Genomic DNA, 19,891 nt, shown 5'->3' with positions numbered 1-19,891 from the left:
GGTCGTTGCAATAGTGCAGAAGGCGTCGTGCCCGCGCAGCGACCTCGCCGGCATGGCCGCAGGAAATCACGACCGGCGTACGCCAACACGCACACCGGCCATGGCAGACGGCCGCGCGAATCGACAATGCTAAGGAAACTATGCGCCCGAGGCTCTCAGCGCGGCGGCGACCTTATTGGTCCACCTTCGGCGTCTTGCCCGCAATGTCGAGGCCGAACCGGAGCGCGCGCTCCTGGCGCTCTTCCGTCAGCAGCTTCAATTCCCGTTCCAGCGACCGCGCCACCTCGTCCTGGGTTTCCTTGGAGCGGCGACGGGAGTCGCCTTGCGGTTTGGCCGGTTCGGCAGTCACGGGAGAAGCCCTTGTCATCACAGTGTCACAGGCCCTGATCGCACGGCGGGAGTCGGGGCGACAATCAAAAAGAATTCAGTGGGCGCATCTTTGGAAGGTTTGTTGTGCGTCTGACTCAAATTTGGGCAGAAAATTCTCTTAAGTGTTGCCTCGAATGAAGCCGACCTCGATTGGCCTACGGTCTCATCAATTCGGATGAGAGAGCCCGGTTCCGACGAAATCATTTCCGGATTCGCACGAAGGCGTCCTGAAACCGACAAGGTCTAACCTTAGTAGCGTTGTGAAGGACGGCTGCCTGGTGAGACGCTGAGGACCGCGGTGGTGAGATTCACGACCAGGGTCGCAAGGTCAGTCGGTCCTGCTGAGACGTTGGGGATGATCCCGGAAATGAAGAAGTTGAATGCTGTGCCTTATGTCTGGGCGGCCGCGCTGATTGCGGTCGCGATCTGGGGCGTGAGCGGCACCCCGCAGACGGCACACACCTCTGCCAGCACCCATCTGGCCCGGGTGCGCTAGAGCTTCGGCCGCAGCGAGCGCTGCATATCCATTGTGTAGGTGTAGCGCCCCTCGGGGTGCGTGGTGATGGTGACCTCGAACAGTTCCTCGCGCTGGCCGTAGTAGCGGCGTACCACGGTGAGTGCCGGCGAGCCGGTCTTGACGCCGAGCGCCCTGGCGATCGGCGCCGGCATGCCCCGCACGAAGATTTCCATCTGCGCGCGCTCGGTGACCTGCCCGTACATCCTGGCAATCTGCTCATGCACCGGGGTGCGGCCGTGGTCGGGCCGGGTCACGACATCGGCGAACCTGCGCAGCACGTAGATCTCGGCCCAGCCGAGCGGGGCTGCGAACTGGTCGGAGCGGCGCACCGCCTCGATCAGGAACCAGCTCTTGCCGGGCTCGCATTTCAAGAGCCCGGCCAGCTTGCGGTCGGCGACGATGTCGCTGCTGGCCACGACCTCGCGGTAGGTTTCGTTGGAATAGCGCAGCCACTCGCCGAGCGACTTGACACTGTGGGTGAACAGCACCGGCGGCTCGGATGCGATCACCACCGAGCCGAGGCCGGCGCGGCGCACGATCAGGCCCTGGTCGATCAGGATGCGCAGCGCCTCGCGCACGGTCTGCCGGCTGGCCTGATAGCTCGCCATCAGCTCGGTCTCGGTCGGCAGCAGATTGCCGACCGCGTAGGTGCCGAGCCGGATGTCCTTCTGCAGTCCGGTGGCGATGTCGCGGTAGCGGGACGATCGCGCTCGGTCCGGTTGTTCAGACATGGCGGATCACTGGTATGCCGTATGGCAGACGACCGGATGTCCCGATTGCATCGACTGCAGCGCGGCCTCGAACGCGGCGAGCGTCGCCAGCACGTCTGCCTCGAGCACCGGGAACGGCTGCTTGCCTTCGACGGCGTCGGCAAAGGCCGATAGTTCCGCGGTGAGGGTGTCGATTGCCGGATAGCGCGTCGTCGCAGGCGCCTCGCCGGATTTCCGCAGCACCATCGTCTGTTCGTCGAGCACCTCGGCGGATCCCTTCGTTCCGAACACATGCACGCGCCAATAGAACGGTGTTGCGCGAATTGTCGCAAGGGTTGCGCTCACGCCATTCACAAATTCAATCGCCAAGGTTGCAGTGTCGAGCGGCGGCGGTCCGGCCTCGCGCGCACTCAACCGGGCATAGACCTGGCGCGCGGGACCAAGCAGGCTGACGAAGCCGTCGAGCACATGCAGCCCCGCGCCGGTCAGGCCGCCGCCCGGCGATTCCTCGGGCGACAGCCGCCAGCCCTGCGTGATGGTCTGCGAGTTCTCGTTGCTATTGTGGCCCTCGACATGCAGGATGGTGCCGAGCTCGCCGCTGGCTGTGATCGCGCGCAGCGCCTGCATCGACGGCCAGAACCGGCGGTTATGCCCGACCGCGAGCACCACGCCGGCGCTGCGGCACTCTGCGAACATCTCCGCGGCATCGGCGCGCCGAAGCGCCAACGGCTTCTCGCAAAACACCTGCTTACCGGCGCTGGCTGCCGCGATCACCTGGCCCTTGTGCAGCGAATGCGGCGTCGCCAGCAGCACGGCATCGATGCGAGCGTCGGCGAGGACATCGTCCAGGCTCGCCGCGACGGAGAGGCCGTGCGCCTCGCAAAAGCTGGCGGCGCCGTTGGCGTCGGGTTCCACCGCGCGGACGATCCTGAGCCGCGGCTCGTTGCGCGCGGCCCCGACCAGTGCGCGGCCCCATCGACCGAGGCCCGCGATCGCACAGTTGATCATGACTGTCCCTCACCGTGGCCGCGGCCGGCCCGGATCGCCTCGATCACCGCAGCGCTGTCGTTGTCCGGCCCTTGCAGCACGATCGCCGCGCGCAGCAGTTCGGCCTGCACCGAGGTCAGCGGCAAGGGCAGGCCGTGCCGGCCGGCCTCCTGCAGGATCAGTTCGGCATCCTTCAAGGTCTGCGCGATATGCGATTGCGGCGAGAAATCCCGCGCCAGCATCTTCGGCCCCTTGCTGTCCATCACCTTGGAATATGCCGCCGATTGCCGCGCGGTCGCAAGGAACGCCGCGCCGTCGAGGCCGAGGCTTTCGGCAAAGGCGATGCCCTCGGCCAGCGCGGCGCGGTTGTTCTGCAGGATCAGGTTGATGGCGAGCTTGGTGCGGCTGGCATTGCCGATCGCGCCGACATTGACACGCTGCGGGCAGAGAATATCGAGCGTCGCCGCGGCGGCGTCGATGATGTCGGCATCGCCGGCGACCAGCGCGGTGGCCGTGCCCGCCCGGACCTCGGCGCTGGTCCCCGAGATCGGCGCTTCGATGAAGGCGAGGCGCGAGCGGGAGGCGAATTCGGCGATTGCCACGATCTCACCCGGCGCGCAGGTGGTGGTGCAGATGACGCGCGGCGGCGGCGTCGCGTTGGCGAGGTCCGGCAGCAGCGTCCTGACCTGGGCCGCGTCATACACCGCGATGACGATGGTCCGGCAGCGCGCCGCGACGTCGGCGGCGAACGCTGCGAACTCGGCGCCGCTGGCTCTCAGGCCATCTGTCTTCGCCGCGTCGATGTCGAAGCCGATCACCCCGATGCCGGCGTCGATCAGCCGCGCGGAAAGCGCCGATCCCATCAGCCCCAGGCCAATCATGCCAACGGGTGTCTCGCAAGCCATGATGCGACGCCGCCTCGCTTTATTGCGGCTGGATGCCGGCCGCCTTGACCTCCGCCGACCAGCGCACGACCTCGCTCCTGACGAAGGCGCCGAACTCGGCCGGCGCGAGCGGCGCCACCATCACGCCGACATCGGCGAGCTTCTTCCGCGTCTCCGGCATCGCGAGGTACTTCGCACACTCGGCGTAGAGCTTGCTGACCACGCGTTCCGGCGTGCCCGCGGGCGCGAACAGGCCGTACCAGATCGTGGCCTCGAAGCCCGGCATCGCTTCGGCGAGCGCGGGCAGGCCGGGCGTCAGCTCGTTGCGGGTCGCCGACGTCACGGCGATGCCGCGCAAGGTGCCGCCCTGCATCTGCGGGATCGCGACCGAGAAGTCGCCGAAGGTGAGATCGATCACCCCCGCCATCACGTCGGTCATCGCCTGCGGGACGCCGCGATACGACGCCGCGACCAGCGACAGGCCGCCGCGCGATTGCAGCTGGGCGATCGAGATCTGCGATGCGCCGGAACCGTAGCCCGCGGTCAGGTTGGGATTGGCCTTGGCGTAGCTGAGGAACTGCGGCAGGTCCCTGGCCGCGAGCTTGGGATTGACCAGCAGCACCATCGCCGTGGTGGTGGTGCGGATGACAGGTGCGAAATCCTTCACCGGGTCGTAGGGCAGGCTCTTCAGCGTCGCGACGTTGCTGGCATGGGTGGTGTTGGTGCCCATCAACAGCGTGTAGCCGTCGGGCCCGCTGCGGGCGACCTCCTGGGCGCCGATGCTGCCGAGCGCGCCGGCGCGGTTCTCGATCAGCACGGTCTGGCCCAACGCGTCCTGCAGATGCTGGCCGACCAGCCGCGCAACGTTGTCGGGGCCGGCGCCGGCCGGGAACGGCACGATGATCTTGAGCGGCCGTTGCGGGAAATCGTCCGCGGCGAAAGCCGGCAGGATGGAAAGCGTCGCAAGCAGGACTGCGAGCAGCCCCAGCCGTAACTTCATCCCGGTCTCCTCCCGTGTCTGCTTTTGCAAATTTATACGGACAAATACATCAGAAAGGCAAGCGTTATGCCCGCTGGAATGTTGAGGTGTGTCATATTTATCCGTATAAATAGCCCATTCAGGGAGCCCGACGACGATGGTGGACATCAGCGATCTCCATGCGCGCGGACTGCGCCGGCGCCAGAAGATGTTCGGCGAGGTCGATGTCGCCAAGCGGATGGCGGCTGCGGGTGACTTCGGCACGCCGCTGCAGAACATCATCAATGCCTATGTCTACGGCGACGTCTGGGAGCGTAGCGGGCTGTCCGACCAGATCCGCAGCCTCGTGATGCTCGGCATCACCGCGGCGAGCAGCAAGCCCGCCGAGTTCCGCGTCCATGCCAAGGGCGCGCTGGCCAATGGCTGCACCGCCGCGCAGGTGCAGGACGTGCTGCTGCTGGTGGCGATGTATTGCGGCATTCCGGCCGCGATCGAGACCAGCAAGATCGCAGCCGAGGTGTTCGGCGAGGCGCCGCCGGAGGGGTAGGGCACCGGCCTCTGCCGTGATAGGGACGTTGCCGACCGCGACCGGCAACAGGATCTGCCCATGTCCGCCTTCCCGACCTCGACCACCGTGCTTGATTCCGTATTGTTTCGCGATGCCTTCGGCACGCGCGAGATGCGCGAGGTGTTTTCCGACCTGCGGCTGATCGAGCGCTATGCCGAGGTCGAAGTAGCGCTGGCCAAGGCCGAAGCGCGCTGCGGCGTGATTCCCGCTGAAGCCGCCGCGGAGATCGCAAAACGTACCGATGTTGCCGCGCTCGATTTCGATCTGCTGCGGCAGGAGACCGACGTCGTCGGCTACCCGATCCTGCCGCTGGTGCATCAGATGGCCAAGCAGTGCGGCGAGGCCGGCCGCTACGTTCATTGGGGCGCGACCACGCAGGACGTCATGGACACCGCCGTCGTGCTGCAACTGCGCGATGGATTGAAGATCATCGAGGACGACATCGGTGCGCTGCGCGGCATCCTCGCCGATCTCTCGAAAAAATACCGCGACACGCCGATGGCCGGCCGCACCCATCTGCAGCAGGCGCTGCCGGTGACGTTCGGCTACAAGACCGCGATCTGGCTAGCCGCGTTCGATCGCCACGCCGCGCGGCTTGTGGAGCTGAAGCCGCGCGTGCTGGTCGGCCAGTTCGCCGGCGCCGCCGGCACGCTGGCCTCGCTCGGCGACAAGGGATTCGAGGTTCAGCGGGCGCTGTGCGAGGAACTCGGGCTCGGCGTGCCCGTCGCGACCTGGCATGTCGCGCGCGACGGTCTGGCCGAAGCGGTGAATTTCCTCGCGCTGGTCACGGGAACGCTCGGCAAGATCGCGCTCGACATCATGATCATGGCGTCGACCGAGTTCGCCGAGGTCTACGAGCCGTTCGTGAAGGGGCGCGGCGCGTCCTCGACCATGCCGCAGAAGCGCAACCCGATCTCGTCGGAGCTGATGCTCGCCGCCGCCAAGGCGGTGCGCCAGCATGCCGGCCTGATGCTGGATGCGATGGTGCAGGATTTCGAGCGCGCCACCGGTCCGTGGCACGCCGAATGGATGGCGATCCCGGAGAGCTTCGTGCTGACCGCGGGCGCGCTGCACCAGGCGAGGTTCGCGCTTGGCGGTCTGATCGTCGACGAGCAGCGAATGGCCGACAATCTCGACATCAGCCGCGGGCTGATCGTGGCCGAAGCCGTGATGATGGGCCTCGCGCCCGCGATCGGCCGGCAGGAGGCGCATGACGTGGTTTATGACGCCTGCCGCCGCGCCAACGACGAGGGCCTGACGCTGGCCGAGGCGCTGGCGGCGGATGATCGCGTTGCCAGCCGGATCGATCGGGCGACGATCGACCGCCTCACCGCGCCGAAAAACTATCTCGGCCTGGCGCCGCAGATGGTCGACCGGGTGCTGGCCTCGGTGAAGCGGTAAAATTCGAGGCAATTGCTCGCCGTCGCGTGATCGGGCGCGGCGGGCAGGAACCTTGCGGATGCGGATCGAATTGGACTACGAATCCCAAGGGTTCCTCAAACGACACGGCGCTTCATGACCGCACATCAACGCAACCTTTCCGCATCGATCGATCCCGTGAAGCTCGACCGGCTCGCCGAAGTCGCGATCAAGGTCGGCCTGCAGCTGCAGCCGGGGCAGGATCTCCTGCTCACGGCGCCCGCCGGAGCGATGCCGCTGGTGCGGCGGGTGGTGGAGCATGCCTACAAGGCCGGTGCGGGTCTCGTGACGCCATTCTTCTCGGACGAGGAGCTCACGCTGGCGCGCTACCGCTACGCCAACGATGCGAGTTTCGATCGCGCCGCAAGCTGGCTCTATGAGGGCATGGCGAAGGCGTTCGGCGCCAACACCGCGCGGCTTGCGATCGTCGGCGACAATCCGATGCTGCTGTCGGGCGAAGACCCGGTCAAGGTGGCGCGCGCCAGCAAGGCCAATTCGATCGCCTACCAGCCGGCACTGGAGAAGATCGTCAATTTCGACACCAACTGGAACATCATCGCCTATCCGAGCACGTCCTGGGCCAAGCAGGTGTTCCCCGACGATGCCGAGGACGTCGCGGTGGCCAAGCTTGCCGATGCGATCTTCTCCGCCTCCCGCGTCGATCAGGATGGCGCCGTCGCCGCCTGGGCACAGCACAATGCGAAGCTCCGCGAGCGCACCGAATGGCTGAACGGCCAGCGCTTCCACGCGCTGAAATATTCCGGACCCGGCATGGACCTCACGATCGGCCTCGCCGACGGTCATGAATGGGAGGGCGGTGCGTCGACTGCCAAGAACGGCATCGTCTGCAATGCCAACATCCCGACCGAGGAAGTCTTCACCACCCCGCACTGCCGCCGCGTCAGCGGCCACGTCGTCAGCTCCAAGCCGCTGTCCTATCAGGGCACGCTGATCGACAATATCTCGGTCAAGTTCGAGGAAGGCCGCATCGTCGAGGCCAAGGCCTCGCGCGGCGAGGAAGTGCTGAAGAAGGTGCTCGACACCGACGAGGGCGCGCGCCGCCTCGGCGAGGTCGCGCTGGTGCCGCATTCCTCACCGATCTCGAAGAGCGGGCTGCTGTTCTTCAACACGCTGTTCGACGAGAACGCCGCCTCGCACATCGCGCTCGGCCAGTGCTACTCGAAATGCTTCGTTAATGGCGACAAGCTGACGCCGCAGCAGATCGCCGAGCTGGGCGGCAACAAGAGCCTGATCCATATCGACTGGATGATCGGCTCCGCCCACACCGATATCGACGGCATCCATGCCGACGGTCGCAGCGTGCCGGTGTTCCGCAAGGGCGAGTGGGCGTAAGGGGGCCGACGCTCTTCACCTCGCCCCGCGTGCGGGGAGAGGTCGGATCGCATCTTCAGATGCGATCCGGGTGAGGGGGCGCCTCCGCGAATGCAGCTGTCACCGAATATGTGGAGAGGCCCCTCACCCCAACCCTCTCCCCGTAAGAACGGGGCGAGGGAGCGCAATCCCGTCGCCGTCGCTCCCGACCCAATCTCATCGCGCTCTACTGAAACCTCCGCCCCCGCGCGGCAATCAGCTCGCCCCGCGGCGCGCTGAAGCGGCAGGTCTCGTGCTGCGGCTTGAATCCGAGCCGCCGATAGATTTTCAGCGCGGGAGCATTGCGGCTCGAGACGTTGAGCCAGCAGGGGTGCTCGACCGAGACATCATGTGCAGCCAGCACGCGATAGACCAGCAGCTGGCCGAGCCCGCGTCCCTGCCGCACCGGATCGACGGCGACCGACTCGATCCACATCGAGTTCCGCTCCGGCTCGGTCAGGCAGAAGCCCGACATCTGTCCATCCTCCGACGCGATCCAGACTTCGCTCTCGGTCAAGACCTGCGCCATCTCCTCCGGCGAATACAGGCGGAAGGCGGCATCCGACGCATAGGCGGCGTTATGGATGCGCGCGACCTCGCCCGCGCAGGCGGTGACGTCGCTGACCTGCTCGATGGTGGCGCGCGCGGCCGCGAGCGTGCGCGCCGGCTGCAACGGCTCGACGCACTTCATCCCGATCTCGGACTCGACATGAACAAAGCCGAAGGCGGCCACGAAGGCCATTCCGGCCGGCCAGTCGCTGCTCACCAGCGTCTGAACGGTGAGATCGGCGTCGGCGTCGATCGCAAGCACCTCGTCGAACAGCGCGAGGCCAATCCGGCGGCGGCGCATCTCGGGCGCCACGACGATCTTGAGGAATCGGGTGTGATGCGCGCCCTGGTCGCGCAACGACGACTCGGCGAGGCCGACGAGCACGCCATCGCGCTCGGCTACGCGAAAGTCGCGCCCGCCGCGGTTCTGCGGCAGCTTCAGGAACTGGTCCCATTGCGGCAGCGTGACAGGGCCTAGCCGCGGTTCCACCGCGGCTGCCTTTGCGTAAAGTTCGACCACCGCTTCCGCATCAGCCTCTCGAAGCGGCCGGATGGTGATGCCGTCATCCATGAGTCGAGAGCTTACCCGATATCGAGCCGATAGACATCCTTTGCCGTCTTCAAGAACAACGCCGTCTTTTCGGCTTCGCTATATTGTGATGCAAGCCGTTTAAAGGTGTTGAAGATGACCTGGTAGCTGCATTGCCCCTTATCAGGTGGGAAGTTGCTCTCGAACATGCAACGGTCCGGACCGAACGCCTCGATGCAGGTCTCGACATAAGGCCGCCAGGCGGCAGCAAGTTCCTCCGACGAGGGCGGCCTGGGGCGGAGGTGGAAGTCGTAGCCGAGCAGGCACATCGCCAGCCCGCCGAGCTTGACCACGACGTTCGGGCATTTGGCGATCTCCTGGATCGACGCCTGCCAGACCGGAAAGGTCTCCGTGCGCTTGCCGGCGAAACGGCCGGTGCCGACCGGCCCGCCGCAATGATCGAGCACGATCCGAGTGTCGGGGAAGGTGCGGGCGAGGTCGGTCAGCTCGCCGATCTGCGGGTGGAACAACCAGGCATCGAAGCTGAGGCCGAGCGGTGCCAGGCAGGCGAACCCCCTACGAAAGGTGGAGTCCAGCAGAATGCCCTTCGGACGGTTCGCGTACATATGCGCGACGTTGGGGTCTTCATCCCAGGCCGAGGAGTGGCGGATGCCGCGGAACCGGCCGTTGCCGGCGGCAATCTCCGCCTCCAGCACCGCCTTGGCCTGATCGCCGATCAGAAGGTTAACGTGGCTGACGATGCCGGCGCAGATCGCCGCCTTGCCGTAGCCGCCGCTCGCCGCCATCGCCGCGACGCCGTTGGCGAACTCGACCTCGCCGACCGGACGGAACGCCTCCGGACCGTCGGCGCGGTACATCGACCGGCAATCGACATAGACGGTGGCCACGATGTTGTGGCCGGACGCGATGTCGTCGCGCATCTCCTCGATCAGATAGCGCAAGCCCCCGCGGTCCCAGAGATGGTGATGCGGATCGACGATCGGACGGGCCGGATCGATGATCTCCTCGGTGTATTGGGCGAGCCAGTCTTCGCGCGGATTGGCATAGAGCCCGCTGGCGGAGGCGGGCAGAGTGCTGGCCATGGATGATGCTCCCTGTTCTTGCTCTTGTCGGCCGCCGATACGATGTCGGCTTTGGGGAGGATAACGAGCCGCGCAGGAGCGCGTCAAACCGGGCCTCTGCCTGAGGAGGCATGCGTACGTCTGCGCGTGCCGGTCACCCCGACCGTATTGCCGGTCGCGACCATGTCATCGACTGAGCTTGCCTCGCCGACGCCGGCGATGCCTGCTCGGTGCGCCAGGTGATGATGACCGAGGCGATGACAAGAAGCGCTCCAAACAACATCGTGACGGAAAACGGCTCGCCCAGAATCAGCGTGCCGAGCAGCACGGCGATGATCGGGTTGACGAAGATGTAGGTCGAGACCATGAACGTCGACACATTGTCGAGCAGCCAGCGAAATGCCGTGAAGCCGATGACGCTGCCGGCGATGGCGAGATAGATCACGGCCGCGAGCGAGGGCGCCGAAACGTCGCGCGGCGAGAAGCCTTCCAGTTCACCCGACGCAAGACTGATTGCAAACAGGACCGCGCCGCCGATCGACAGTTGCATGCCTGACGACAATGTTGGCGAACCATGATCCGAAGTCCGACGCGACAGCACCGTGCCCACCGCCCAGGAGAACGCCGCAGCGAGCAGCAGCAGAATGGGAAGGATACTGAAATGGCCCTGTTCGGCCGATTGCCAGCCCACGATTGCCACACCAGCAAGGCCGGGCAGCAATGCGGCCAGCGTCATGGTCGCGGGACGCCGGGTTTGCGGATACAGGAAATCGATGAGCAACACCCAGAACGGGATCGTAGCCAGCATGATCGCGGCGATGCCGGACGGAACCGATTGCTGGGCATAAGCGAGAACACCATGGCAGCCGACGAAGAACAGCACGCCGCAGAGTGCTGCGGTCAGCCAGTTCCACCGCGAAACGCGCGTGACGTCAGCCCCGTTCAGCGCGATCAGGATCAGGCCGCCGCCAAGCGAGCGAAGGCCCATCAGCAGGAACGGCGGGATCGACTTCAAGCCGAGCGCGATCGCGAAGTAGGTGGAACCCCAAAGCAGATAGATGGCGGCGAACGCGCCGACAATCAAAAGGCGCTTGGGCATACGGGGCTCCCGAGCTAGATTCTAACCCCTTAATGGGTTATCAAATCCAACCCATTAAGGGGTTATGCGTTCCGGAGGAGTTGCTGGACCATGCCGCGCGTTCCTTCGCCTGAGGCGTCGTCCCGGGAAGAGCTCAGCATCAAGTTCGTCAATACGGTCGCATGGCGTCTCCGCGACCTGGTTGAGGATCGGATCGCGACCTCGGATTCCATTCTGAAATGGCTGGTCGATGCCGAACTGGCGGATAGCCGGATCGCCGCGCAGCTCAGGGCGCGATGGAAAGCCTCACCGCACGAGGCCGATGCCTTTCTGAATGCGGCGCATGGTCTGCGCGAGGCGCTCTACAGGATCTTTATCGCCCGCATCGGAGGCGGCCGGATCGATCCGACGGCGCTGGCCGATATCAACCGATACCTTGAAGCCGCGTTGGGCGGTGTTGCGCTCGCACCTGTCGGCGACACCCTGCGGTGGCTGCCGACAGCCGGGAAAGTTGCGCCCGAGACGCTGCTCAAGCCGATCGCATGGTCGGCGGTGAGCCTTCTGACCGGGCCCCGTGCGCTGAGGGTGAAGCAGTGCCAGGATGAGCGGGGTTGCGGTTGGTTGTTCGTTGACGAGAGCCGTACTCAGAACCGGCGGTGGTGCTCGATGGGCGATTGCGGCAATCTTGCCAAATCGCGGCGGCACTACCGGCGCAGCCAGGCGGCGGAGGAATGAGTGCGTTGAGCCTCACACCCCATCGAGGATGATCACCGTCGGCGTCGCCGGCAGGGTGTCGCGCGAAATCCGCAAAGTGCGCTCGCCGCCGCGGCGATCGATCTCGAACTGCTGGCCGATCAGGCGCATGAACTCGTCGAGCGGGGTGGCGAAGCGGTGCATCGGCAGCACGACGGCGGCGCGCAATCGCCTGGTGATCTCGGAGATGCCGTCGAGCGACATCGTATAGGTGCCGTCGATCGGCACCATCACGATGTCGAGCCGGCCGATCGCGGCGAAATGGCTGTCGTCGAGTTTGACGTGGAGGTGGCCGAGATGGCCGATGCAGAGGCCGGCGACCTCGAAGATGAAGATCGAATTGCCGTCCTTGATCATCTCGCCGCCGGGGTCTTCGCCCCAGTAGCGGCGAATGTCGGTGGTGACGTTGCGGATATAGACGTCGCCGATGCGCATCGCGTAATGCGCGGCCTGGCCGTTCTCGCCCCAGCCATGCAGCACGTGGGGAATCTTGGGGTCGGGAAACAGCGTGTAATGGGTCGCGTGGGCCCGGTTCATGGTCGCGACGTCGGGCAGCCGCCCGGTCCGATAGACGCCGTTGTAGTCGGTCGCGATCCGGATGCCGCCGGGCGTGTCGATATAGTAGGTCGAATGGCCGGCATAGGTGATCGCGACTTCGTCGGACTTGGTCGCGTTCTTGTCCGCGACGCGGCGGTAGCTCACGGGAACGGCGCGCGGCGGCGCATTTGCCATCGCCAGGCATTCGCTGCGCCGGGCGTCCTGCGCGAAGGCGTGACCGGTCAATGATCCCAGCAAGACGAGCGCGGCGAGCAATCTCAGCATGACCTGTTCCGTCTGCGGCGGCATCCGCGGACGGAAGAGTAGCGCGCAATTGGCGCGCCGTCATGATGAGGCCCGTGCATCGCTCCATGGCGCGGGCTGCAACACGAGCCGGGCGATTATTGCGTCGGGACACGCTAGGATGCCGCGCAAACGATCGAGATCAGGGAGTTCTGCGTGACTGATACCGTCTCTTCGCAGCGCGCGCCTTCGACCAAACGGCTCGAGCCATTGCGCCATGTCGACGCCGGTGTGCTCAACATCGCCTATTACGAAGCGGGCCCCTCCATTGGGCCGGCCGTGCTGCTGATGCATGGCTTCCCCTACGACATCCATTCCTATGTGGACGTCGCGCCCATGCTGGCGGCGCAAGGCTGTCGGGTCATCGTGCCCTATCTGCGCGGCTACGGACCGACGGCGTTCCGCGACAAGGCGACGCCGCGCTCGGGCGAGCAGGCGGCGGTCGGCGCCGACTTGATCGCGCTGATGGACGCGCTCGGCATCGCGCGCGCGGTGTTCGCCGGCTATGACTGGGGCGGCCGCGCCGCATCGATCGGTGCGGCGCTGTGGCCGGAACGATGCATCGGACTCGTCTGCACCAACGGCTACATGATCCAGGACATCGCGCATGCGATGGTGCCGGCGCCGCCTGATCGCGAGGTGCCGCTTTGGTATCAGTACTACTTCCAGCTCGAGCGGGGGCGGGCGGGGCTCGCCGCCAACCGGCGCGGCATCGCCAAAATCCTGTGGTCGCAATGGTCGCCGAGCTGGGCGTTCGACGACGCCTGCTTCGAGCGGACCGCGGTTGCGTTCGACAATCCTGATTATGTCGACGTCGTGATCCACAGTTATCGGCACCGTTACGGCGTTGTCGACGGGGATCCGCAATATGCGGATTTGCAGCGGCGGCTCGACACATTGCCTGTCATCAGGGTCCCCGCCATCTCGCTCGACGGCGCCGACGACGGCGTGACGTTCGCGACCGACGGCAGTCGCACCGCGGCAAAGTACACCGGCCGCCTTGCCCATCGCCTGATTCCGCATGCCGGCCACAATCTGCCGCAGGAAGCGCCCGAGGCGTTTGCCTCGGCGGTGATCGAGGTGATGAAGGCTAGCGCCGCGGGCTGATCTTCCAGGCGATGGCAAGCGTCAGCAGCGTCAGAATGCCGCTGACCAGCGCGGCCGTCGGGATTGTCAGGGCCAACGCCGCGGTTGCGGCCCAGCCGATCGAGGAAAAGGCTTCCGCGAAGGTGGCGATGCGGGAGGAGGTTTGGCGCCGGCGGAATTGGCTGCGCTTGGCCTGTGCGCGGAACCAGAGCTGGACCGCGGCGGCGGATGCGGTCGCGATGAGGATTGCGATCGCCGTGACCGCGGCCTGCCCTGGCGAGGCAAACGCCAGCGCGGCCACCAGCGGGGCGAAGATTGCGGCGATCGCGATCAGGACCACCTCGACCTTGGCGCGGGTCACGCGTGACGGCGGCAGCGGCGCGGTCGCCACCAGATCGGGCGCGTCCTCGCCGGAGATGGTCAGCCAGGCGAGCCCGCCGGCGAGCTGGCCTGCGGCCATCACGATGACGGGCGTAATCAGCACGATCGCGGTCGACGTACCGGAGAAGCTGCGCCACAGCATCAGCGCCGGCGGCAGCAGATAGAGCATCTGCATCAGGGTCTGCGACAGCAGCCACGGATCGCGGCGCAGCAGCAAGAATTCCTTGCGCCGCAGCGCCTGCTGCCGCGAGCCGGCCCGGAAGGCGCGGGCGCGTCCCCGCGTCACCGCAGCCGGATTGGCCGCGACGCTGGCGACCGTATCGGCAAACCGCGGTGCGAATAGCGCCATCACGCCGCCGAGCATCACCAGCGCCGCGGCGAGCAGCAGCAGCATGATTTCGAGGTCGCCGAGCGATGCCCGCGCCGGCCACCACAGCAGGCTGTCGGGGGCGGGGGCAATTCGCGCCGCGGTTTCCGAGGTCAGAAAGGCAAAGCGCGACAGCGTGCCGTAGGACAGCACGGCCACGACCTGCAGCGCGATGACGAAGCCGGCGCCGATCACGGCGGAGACGACCTGCGCTACCAGCCGCGTCCGGCTCGGCCCGATCAGGCGGAACAGGAACGCGGTGACGGCGATCGCGGCGGCTGCCGCCGACAGCCCGATCGCAAGGACGACGCCGAAGCCGGCGAGCCAGCGCGGGCCGCCGAGATAGATCAGCACGTCGATGAACGGCGTCGACAGCAACAGCGCCATGCTGCTCACCGTCAGCGCGATCGCGGCGATCCGGATCGAGAAGATGTTGGTGAGTTTTGCCGGCGACGACATGATCAGATCGAGATCGGCGCGGGCGTAGAACACGCGCGTCACCGACTCGATCGCCTGCGAGAGCATCAGCGCCCAGGCCAGGAAGATCGTCGCGGTCAGCACGATCAGCGACGACGGGTCGAGCGGAAACCGCAGGTCGGCATAGCGGTTGACCACGGCATAAGCCGGCAGATGCAGGATCGCCGCGAAGATCAGAAGGCCGATCACGGCGCGATTGCGCCGGCGACGGCCGCCGGTCATCATCGCCAGCCATTCGCGCCACGCCAGGCGGAATTCGTGCCGCGCGAACCAGGTGAGGTGGGCGACCGAGCTCACGCGGCCGCCGCTTCGGTATCGACCAGCGCGATGAACATGTCCTCGAGGGTGGTGTCGTTGCGGCCGTTCTGCGCGCGCAGCTCGGCCAGCGTGCCCTCGGCGATCAGCCTGCCGGCCGCGATCACGCCGATCCGGTCGGCCATCCGCTCGGCGACTTCGAGAATGTGGGTCGTCATGATCACGGTGCAGCCGGCGCGGACGCGCTTCTGCAGCAGTCCCTTGACGTGACGCGCCGACAGCGCGTCGAGGCCGGTCAGCGGTTCGTCGAGAATGATCAGGCGGGGATCGTGCACCAGCGCGCCGGCCAGCGCCACCTTCTGGCGCATGCCCTTGGAGAAGCCTTCGCAGCGCTCGTTGAGATGCGGCTCGAGCCCGAGCGACATCAGGAGATCGCGCGCCGAGCTCTCCGACGTGCGCGGATCGATGCCCCACAGGCCGGCGACGAATTCGAGATATTCCAGCGGCGTCAGCTTGTCGTAGATCATCGGCTCGTCGGACACCCAGGCCATGATCTGCTTGGCGGCGACCGGATCGGCCAGCGCGTCGATGCCGAGGATCGACACCGAGCCGGCATCGGGCCGCAATAGCCCCGCCACCATGCGCAGCGTCGTGGTCTTGCCGGCGCCGTTCGGTCCGAGCAGCGCATAGAACTCACCGACACGGATCGTGAGATCGAGCGCGTCGACCGCCGGGCGGTCAAAACGCTTGGTTAACCCTCGCACGGCGAGTGCGGACAGTTCAGGTGTCATGGCGGGGTGGCGATCCGGAATTTCGCTCGTCGGTTGCGCAAAGCTTGGACAAAAACCGTTTCGGTGCAGTGAATCGCACGGGGCAAATCAAAGGTGATATCCGTATTAGTCCGTGCTGCGGCAAATCTCCGCAAATGTGATGATACAGCGACAACAGCGGTTTGTTGACAGGGATCGGGCCTTTTGGCTCAATCGGGGCGGACATAGGCGGCTTTCGGCGCTCCAGACACAAGGGCGTGAAGGCGGGATGCAACGAGCGATCGGATAAGAATCGCCGGGCATCGGGGAGGGAACGATGCTGGACTTTGTTCAGCAGCTCGTCAGCGGCATCGCGCTCGGCTGCGTTTACGGCCTGATCGCGCTCGGCTTCGTGCTGGTCTACAAGGCAACCGAGGTCGTCAATTTCGCGCAAGGCGATTTGATGATGCTGGGCGGTTTTTTCGCCTTCACCTTCATCGGCATGCTCGGGCTGAATTACTGGGTCGGGTTCGCCGGCGCGGTGATCTGCATGGCGCTGTTCGGCATGCTGGCCGAGCGGCTCGTGGTGCGGCCGATCCTCGGTTACCCGCAATTCTCCATCATCATGGCGACGATCGGGCTCGGCTATTTCCTGCGCTCGGTCTCCGGCATGATCTGGGGCACCGACGACTTCAAGATCGAGACGCCGTTCAGCCAGGGCGTGCTTCGGATCGGCAGCCTGGTGCTTGCCTACGACAAGCTGTCGGTGATCGCGGCGACCATCATCCTGTGCGCGCTGCTCTATCTGTTCTTCAACCGGACCACGCTCGGCACCGCGATGCGCGCCAGCTCCGAGAACATGCTGGCTGCCTATTACATGGGCATTCCGGTCAAGCGGGTGGTCTCGATCGTCTGGGCGATCTCGGCCGCGGTCGCGACCTGCGCCGGCGTGCTGCTGGCGCCGATCACCTTCATTCATTCCAATGTCGGCCTGGTTCTGGGGCTGAAGGCGTTTCCGGCTGCGGTGCTCGGCGGCTTCGGCTCGATCCCGGGCGCCGTGGTCGGCGGCGTCCTGATCGGCGTGATCGAGAGCATGGCCGGCTTCTATCTGCCGCAGGGATGGAAGGACGTCGCGCCCTACATCGTGCTGCTCGCGGTGCTGCTGCTCAAGCCCGAGGGCCTGTTCGGCCTTCACGTCCGGAAGAAAGTCTGAGGAGCAACGGATGCGGTTTCTCTTCAAGACCGATTACGAAGACGACATCAAGCTGTTCCCGCATTCGGGCTACATCTATTCCTACGGCCTGTTGCTGGCGGTGCTGCTGATCGCGCCTTACGTGCTCTCAAGCTATCTGATGAGCCAGCTGGTCTTCGTCTGCATCTACGCGACCGTCGGCGTCGGGCTCTTGATCCTGACCGGCTTCACCGGACAGGCCTCGCTCGGCCATGCCGCGTTTCTTGCGATCGGCGCCTACACCGCGGCCTATCTGCAGCAGTTCAATGTGCCGTTTCTGGTCTACTTCCTCGCCGCGGGGTTGTTGACCGGCGTGGTCGGCGCGCTGGTCGGGTTTCCGGCGCTGCGGCTGCAGGGCATCTATCTGGTGATCGCGACGATCTCCTTTGCGTTCATCGTCGAGGAGATCCTGGCGCGCTGGGAAAGCGTCACCAACGGCAATGAGGGCATGCGGGTCAAGACCATGCAGCTGCTCGGCACGACGGTGTCGCGCGACGGCCCGACCTTCTATTACCTCTGCCTTGCGGTGCTGGTGCTGACCATCGTCGGCACGCTCAATCTGCTGCGCTCGCCGACCGGGCGCGCCTTCGTCGCGATCCGCGACAGCGAAACCGCGGCGCGCAGCATGGGCATCAATGTCGCACTCTACAAGGTGAAGTCGTTCGCGATCTCGGCGGCGATCACCGGCTTTGCCGGCGTGCTGTTCGCGCACAAGCTCTCCTTCATCTCGCCCGAGATGTTCACGCTGCAGCTTTCGATCGAGTTCATCATCGTGATCCTGATCGGCGGCACGTTCAGCCTGCACGGCGCGGTACTGGGCGCGATCTTCCTGGTCATGATCGATCCGTTCCTGACCTATCTGAAGGACGATATGCCGGGCGTGATCGGCGGCATTGCTGCGACCCTCGGCGCCGGCACCGAGCGCGCGGGCCATATCCAGGACGCGGTCGCAGCCTTCGCCTCCGCCAACGGACTGAAAGGCGCGATCTACGGCATCATCATCGTGCTGTTCGTGCTGTTTGAACCGCTCGGACTCTACGGCCGCTGGCTCAAGATCAAGCTCTTCTTCCAGCTGTTCCCGCTCTACAAACGCGCAACCTTCAAGCGGCAGAAGATCTACGTGAAATCGGAGCGGAACAGATGAGCTATTTCCGCGCCGAGAACCTGTCGCTGCACTTCGGTGGCCTCAAGGCGGTCGATGCGGTCAGCTTCGCGGTCGAGAAGGGCGAGATCCTCTCGATCATCGGGCCCAACGGCGCCGGCAAGAGCTCGATCTTCAACCTGATCTCGCGGATCTATCCGCCGACCTCCGGCAAGATCTTCTTCGAGGATCAGGACATCACCCAGGAGCCGGCCTACGACATCGCGAAACTCGGCATCGCCCGCACCTTCCAGAACATCGAGCTGTTCGAGAACGCGACCGTGCTGAGCAATCTGCTGGTTGGCCGCCATCGCCATTCCACCACGCGGCTGTGGCAGGAGCTATTGTTCCTGCCGAGCGTCCGCGCCGGCGAGAAGGCGCATCGCCGCCGCGTCGAGCAGGTGATCGAGTTCCTCGATCTCGAGCCCTACCGCGACAAGCTGATCTCGGGACTGCCTTACGGCGTGCGCAAGGTGATCGAGCTGGCGCGGGCGCTGTGCTCGGAGCCGAAGCTGATCCTGCTCGACGAACCGTCCTCCGGCCTCAATGTCGAGGAGACCGACGACATGTCGTTCTGGATCCGCGACATGAAGAGCGAGCTCGGCATCACCGTGCTGATGGTCGAGCACGACATGACGCTGGTCAACCGCGTCTCCGACCGCGTCATCGCGCTGAACTACGGCCGCGTGCTGGCGATGGGCTCGCCGTCCGAGGTGCAGCACCATCCCGACGTCGTCGCAGCGTATCTCGGCGCATGAGGATGATGCCATGAGCACAGCGGACATCATCCTGAAACTCTCCAACATCGAAAGCTATTACGGGCCGATCATGGCGATCCGCGGCATCAGCCTCGAGGTGCCGCGCGGCCGGATCGTGACGCTGCTCGGCGCCAACGGCGCCGGCAAGACCACGGTCCTGAAGACGATCTCCGGCATCCTCGACCCGCAGAAGGGCTCGATCGAATTCCTCGGCAAGCCGATCCAGCGCATGGAGGCCGACCGGATCGTGAGGCTCGGGCTGAGCCACGTGCCGGAGGGGCGCGAGGTGTTTCCGTTCCTGTCGGTGCGCGAAAACCTGATGATGGGCGCCTATCTGCGCAAGGACCGCGACGGTGTGGCGCAGGACCTCGAGCGCGTCTACGGCTATTTTCCGCGGTTAAGGGAGCGGCTCGGCCAGCCGGCCGGGCAGCTTTCGGGCGGCGAGCAGCAGATGCTGGCGATCGGGCGGGCGCTGATGAACCGGCCGACGCTGCTGTTGCTCGATGAGCCGTCGCTCGGGCTGTCGCCGATCCTGGTGAAGGAGATCTTCACCATCATCCGCCGCGTCAATGAGGAGCAGGGCATGTCGATCCTGCTGGTCGAGCAGAATGCCAAGATCGCGCTGGAGACGGCGCATTACGGCTATGTGCTGGAGATCGGCCGCGTCGTCATGAACGACAGCTGCGAGCGGCTGATGAATTCACCCGATATCCAGGAGTTCTACCTCGGCGCCAAGGAAGCCGGTGCGCGCGGCGAGCGGCGCTGGAAAAAGAAGAAGACGTGGCGTTGAGAATGACTGGGCGCTGGCAAT

Annotated in this window: 21 protein-coding genes; 10 read left to right on the top strand and 11 right to left on the bottom strand. The window is 65.5% G+C overall.

The genetic code is table 11. From position 1 onward, the window contains the following. Positions 1-172: 172 nt before the first annotated feature. Positions 173-349, bottom strand: coding sequence for a hypothetical protein (locus tag J2R80_RS03835; protein ID WP_162832420.1), 177 nt, complete (start codon positions 347-349; stop codon positions 173-175). A gap of 387 nt (positions 350-736) precedes the next feature. Between J2R80_RS03835 and J2R80_RS43235 the strand changes: the two genes are divergently transcribed. Then, positions 737-865 (top strand): hypothetical protein, encoded by a 129-nt coding sequence (locus tag J2R80_RS43235; RefSeq protein WP_016847287.1) that lies wholly within the window; start codon positions 737-739, stop codon positions 863-865. On the opposite strand, the gene J2R80_RS03830 is transcribed toward J2R80_RS43235, so the two are convergent. From J2R80_RS03830 to J2R80_RS03815, 4 genes are read right to left on the bottom strand one after another with little or no spacing between them, the layout of a single operon-like run. Beyond that, on the bottom strand, positions 862-1,617 hold the full coding sequence (locus tag J2R80_RS03830) for a GntR family transcriptional regulator (protein ID WP_028337580.1): 756 nt from the start codon (positions 1,615-1,617) through the stop codon (positions 862-864). The genes J2R80_RS43235 and J2R80_RS03830 overlap by 4 nt on opposite strands. A 6-nt stretch (positions 1,618-1,623) precedes the next feature. Further along, positions 1,624-2,604 carry a Gfo/Idh/MocA family protein gene (locus tag J2R80_RS03825; RefSeq protein WP_057020103.1) on the bottom strand — a complete coding sequence of 327 codons (981 nt, stop codon included), beginning with the start codon at positions 2,602-2,604 and terminating at the stop codon, positions 1,624-1,626. After that, complete coding sequence (locus J2R80_RS03820; protein ID WP_253637993.1) at positions 2,601-3,464, bottom strand: NAD(P)-dependent oxidoreductase; 864 nt, start codon at positions 3,462-3,464, stop codon at positions 2,601-2,603. Before J2R80_RS03820 ends, J2R80_RS03825 begins: the two co-directional genes overlap by 4 nt. 43 nt (positions 3,465-3,507) lie before the next feature. Next, a complete protein-coding gene (locus tag J2R80_RS03815) occupies positions 3,508-4,467 on the bottom strand; it encodes a tripartite tricarboxylate transporter substrate binding protein (RefSeq protein WP_253637992.1) in 960 nt (319 codons plus the stop codon). A gap of 136 nt (positions 4,468-4,603) precedes the next feature. On the opposite strand from J2R80_RS03815, the gene J2R80_RS03810 reads away from it, so the two are divergent. From J2R80_RS03810 to J2R80_RS03800, 3 genes are all read left to right on the top strand, one after another. Further along, positions 4,604-4,993 carry a carboxymuconolactone decarboxylase family protein gene (locus tag J2R80_RS03810; RefSeq protein ID WP_083715163.1) on the top strand — a complete coding sequence of 130 codons (390 nt, stop codon included), beginning with the start codon at positions 4,604-4,606 and terminating at the stop codon, positions 4,991-4,993. A 60-nt stretch (positions 4,994-5,053) separates the two neighbouring features. Continuing rightward, positions 5,054-6,415 (top strand): adenylosuccinate lyase family protein, encoded by a 1,362-nt coding sequence (locus J2R80_RS03805; RefSeq protein WP_076832646.1) that lies wholly within the window; start codon positions 5,054-5,056, stop codon positions 6,413-6,415. A 114-nt stretch (positions 6,416-6,529) separates the two neighbouring features. Beyond that, positions 6,530-7,786, top strand: a complete 1,257-nt coding sequence (locus J2R80_RS03800; RefSeq protein WP_076832644.1) for an aminopeptidase — start codon at positions 6,530-6,532, stop codon at positions 7,784-7,786. 205 nt (positions 7,787-7,991) lie between these two features. On the opposite strand, the gene J2R80_RS03795 is transcribed toward J2R80_RS03800, so the two are convergent. The 3 genes from J2R80_RS03795 to J2R80_RS03785 form a co-directional block, all read right to left on the bottom strand. Then, entirely contained in the window at positions 7,992-8,924 is a 933-nt protein-coding gene (locus tag J2R80_RS03795; protein WP_253637991.1) for a GNAT family N-acetyltransferase, read from the bottom strand. 11 nt (positions 8,925-8,935) lie between these two features. Further along, complete coding sequence (locus J2R80_RS03790) at positions 8,936-9,985, bottom strand: amidohydrolase (protein ID WP_076832638.1); 1,050 nt, start codon at positions 9,983-9,985, stop codon at positions 8,936-8,938. Positions 9,986-10,118: 133 nt separating this feature from the next. Next, the gene (locus tag J2R80_RS03785) at positions 10,119-11,063 is read right to left on the bottom strand and encodes an EamA family transporter (RefSeq protein ID WP_141340537.1); all 945 of its coding nucleotides are present in this window, start codon (positions 11,061-11,063) and stop codon (positions 10,119-10,121) included. A gap of 90 nt (positions 11,064-11,153) precedes the next feature. Between J2R80_RS03785 and J2R80_RS03780 the strand changes: the two genes are divergently transcribed. Further along, a complete protein-coding gene (locus J2R80_RS03780; RefSeq protein ID WP_076832632.1) occupies positions 11,154-11,777 on the top strand; it encodes an ABATE domain-containing protein in 624 nt (207 codons plus the stop codon). A gap of 12 nt (positions 11,778-11,789) precedes the next feature. On the opposite strand, the gene J2R80_RS03775 is transcribed toward J2R80_RS03780, so the two are convergent. Next, positions 11,790-12,617, bottom strand: a complete 828-nt coding sequence (locus tag J2R80_RS03775) for an MBL fold metallo-hydrolase (protein ID WP_076832882.1) — start codon at positions 12,615-12,617, stop codon at positions 11,790-11,792. Between the two features lie 174 nt (positions 12,618-12,791). On the opposite strand from J2R80_RS03775, the gene J2R80_RS03770 reads away from it, so the two are divergent. After that, positions 12,792-13,742 (top strand): alpha/beta fold hydrolase, encoded by a 951-nt coding sequence (locus J2R80_RS03770; protein ID WP_076832629.1) that lies wholly within the window; start codon positions 12,792-12,794, stop codon positions 13,740-13,742. Here J2R80_RS03770 and J2R80_RS03765 read toward each other — a convergent pair. Further along, the gene (locus J2R80_RS03765; protein WP_076832626.1) at positions 13,726-15,243 is read right to left on the bottom strand and encodes a permease; all 1,518 of its coding nucleotides are present in this window, start codon (positions 15,241-15,243) and stop codon (positions 13,726-13,728) included. The two genes, J2R80_RS03770 and J2R80_RS03765, sit on opposite strands and share 17 nt — an antisense overlap. After that, complete coding sequence (locus tag J2R80_RS03760) at positions 15,240-15,992, bottom strand: ABC transporter ATP-binding protein (protein ID WP_076832624.1); 753 nt, start codon at positions 15,990-15,992, stop codon at positions 15,240-15,242. Before J2R80_RS03760 ends, J2R80_RS03765 begins: the two co-directional genes overlap by 4 nt. 295 nt (positions 15,993-16,287) lie before the next feature. Between J2R80_RS03760 and J2R80_RS03755 the strand changes: the two genes are divergently transcribed. From J2R80_RS03755 to J2R80_RS03740, 4 genes are read left to right on the top strand one after another with little or no spacing between them, the layout of a single operon-like run. Continuing rightward, the gene (locus J2R80_RS03755) at positions 16,288-17,163 is read left to right on the top strand and encodes a branched-chain amino acid ABC transporter permease (protein ID WP_028336612.1); all 876 of its coding nucleotides are present in this window, start codon (positions 16,288-16,290) and stop codon (positions 17,161-17,163) included. 10 nt (positions 17,164-17,173) lie between these two features. Next, positions 17,174-18,325, top strand: a complete 1,152-nt coding sequence (locus J2R80_RS03750; RefSeq protein ID WP_076832621.1) for a branched-chain amino acid ABC transporter permease — start codon at positions 17,174-17,176, stop codon at positions 18,323-18,325. After that, the gene (locus tag J2R80_RS03745; protein WP_028336610.1) at positions 18,322-19,080 is read left to right on the top strand and encodes an ABC transporter ATP-binding protein; all 759 of its coding nucleotides are present in this window, start codon (positions 18,322-18,324) and stop codon (positions 19,078-19,080) included. The genes J2R80_RS03750 and J2R80_RS03745 overlap by 4 nt, the downstream gene beginning before the upstream one ends. Before the next feature lie 10 nt (positions 19,081-19,090). Further along, positions 19,091-19,870, top strand: a complete 780-nt coding sequence (locus tag J2R80_RS03740) for an ABC transporter ATP-binding protein (protein ID WP_076832616.1) — start codon at positions 19,091-19,093, stop codon at positions 19,868-19,870. The last annotated feature ends 21 nt before the right edge of the window (positions 19,871-19,891 follow it).

This window comes from Bradyrhizobium sp. USDA 4541, from assembly GCF_024171085.1.
GTDB classification, from domain to species: Bacteria; Pseudomonadota; Alphaproteobacteria; order Rhizobiales; family Xanthobacteraceae; genus Bradyrhizobium; species Bradyrhizobium australafricanum.
The sequence above is the reverse complement of the archived record's forward strand: the minus strand, read 5'-3'. Positions and strand labels throughout refer to the sequence as shown.

Excerpts from the sequence above, each read along its gene's own strand:
- J2R80_RS43235 (WP_016847287.1), top strand. The coding sequence starts at position 737 with ATGAAGAAGTTGAATGCTGTGCCTTATGTCTGGGCGGCCGCGCTGATT.
- J2R80_RS03830 (WP_028337580.1), bottom strand. The coding sequence starts at position 1,617 with ATGTCTGAACAACCGGACCGAGCGCGATCGTCCCGCTACCGCGACATC.
- J2R80_RS03825 (WP_057020103.1), bottom strand. The coding sequence starts at position 2,604 with ATGATCAACTGTGCGATCGCGGGCCTCGGTCGATGGGGCCGCGCACTG.
- J2R80_RS03820 (WP_253637993.1), bottom strand. The coding sequence starts at position 3,464 with ATGATTGGCCTGGGGCTGATGGGATCGGCGCTTTCCGCGCGGCTGATC.
- J2R80_RS03815 (WP_253637992.1), bottom strand. The coding sequence starts at position 4,467 with ATGAAGTTACGGCTGGGGCTGCTCGCAGTCCTGCTTGCGACGCTTTCC.
- J2R80_RS03810 (WP_083715163.1), top strand. The coding sequence starts at position 4,604 with ATGGTGGACATCAGCGATCTCCATGCGCGCGGACTGCGCCGGCGCCAG.
- J2R80_RS03805 (WP_076832646.1), top strand. The coding sequence starts at position 5,054 with ATGTCCGCCTTCCCGACCTCGACCACCGTGCTTGATTCCGTATTGTTT.
- J2R80_RS03800 (WP_076832644.1), top strand. The coding sequence starts at position 6,530 with ATGACCGCACATCAACGCAACCTTTCCGCATCGATCGATCCCGTGAAG.
- J2R80_RS03795 (WP_253637991.1), bottom strand. The coding sequence starts at position 8,924 with ATGGATGACGGCATCACCATCCGGCCGCTTCGAGAGGCTGATGCGGAA.
- J2R80_RS03790 (WP_076832638.1), bottom strand. The coding sequence starts at position 9,985 with ATGGCCAGCACTCTGCCCGCCTCCGCCAGCGGGCTCTATGCCAATCCG.
- J2R80_RS03785 (WP_141340537.1), bottom strand. The coding sequence starts at position 11,063 with ATGCCCAAGCGCCTTTTGATTGTCGGCGCGTTCGCCGCCATCTATCTG.
- J2R80_RS03780 (WP_076832632.1), top strand. The coding sequence starts at position 11,154 with ATGCCGCGCGTTCCTTCGCCTGAGGCGTCGTCCCGGGAAGAGCTCAGC.
- J2R80_RS03775 (WP_076832882.1), bottom strand. The coding sequence starts at position 12,617 with ATGCTGAGATTGCTCGCCGCGCTCGTCTTGCTGGGATCATTGACCGGT.
- J2R80_RS03760 (WP_076832624.1), bottom strand. The coding sequence starts at position 15,992 with ATGACACCTGAACTGTCCGCACTCGCCGTGCGAGGGTTAACCAAGCGT.
- J2R80_RS03755 (WP_028336612.1), top strand. The coding sequence starts at position 16,288 with ATGCTGGACTTTGTTCAGCAGCTCGTCAGCGGCATCGCGCTCGGCTGC.
- J2R80_RS03750 (WP_076832621.1), top strand. The coding sequence starts at position 17,174 with ATGCGGTTTCTCTTCAAGACCGATTACGAAGACGACATCAAGCTGTTC.
- J2R80_RS03745 (WP_028336610.1), top strand. The coding sequence starts at position 18,322 with ATGAGCTATTTCCGCGCCGAGAACCTGTCGCTGCACTTCGGTGGCCTC.
- J2R80_RS03740 (WP_076832616.1), top strand. The coding sequence starts at position 19,091 with ATGAGCACAGCGGACATCATCCTGAAACTCTCCAACATCGAAAGCTAT.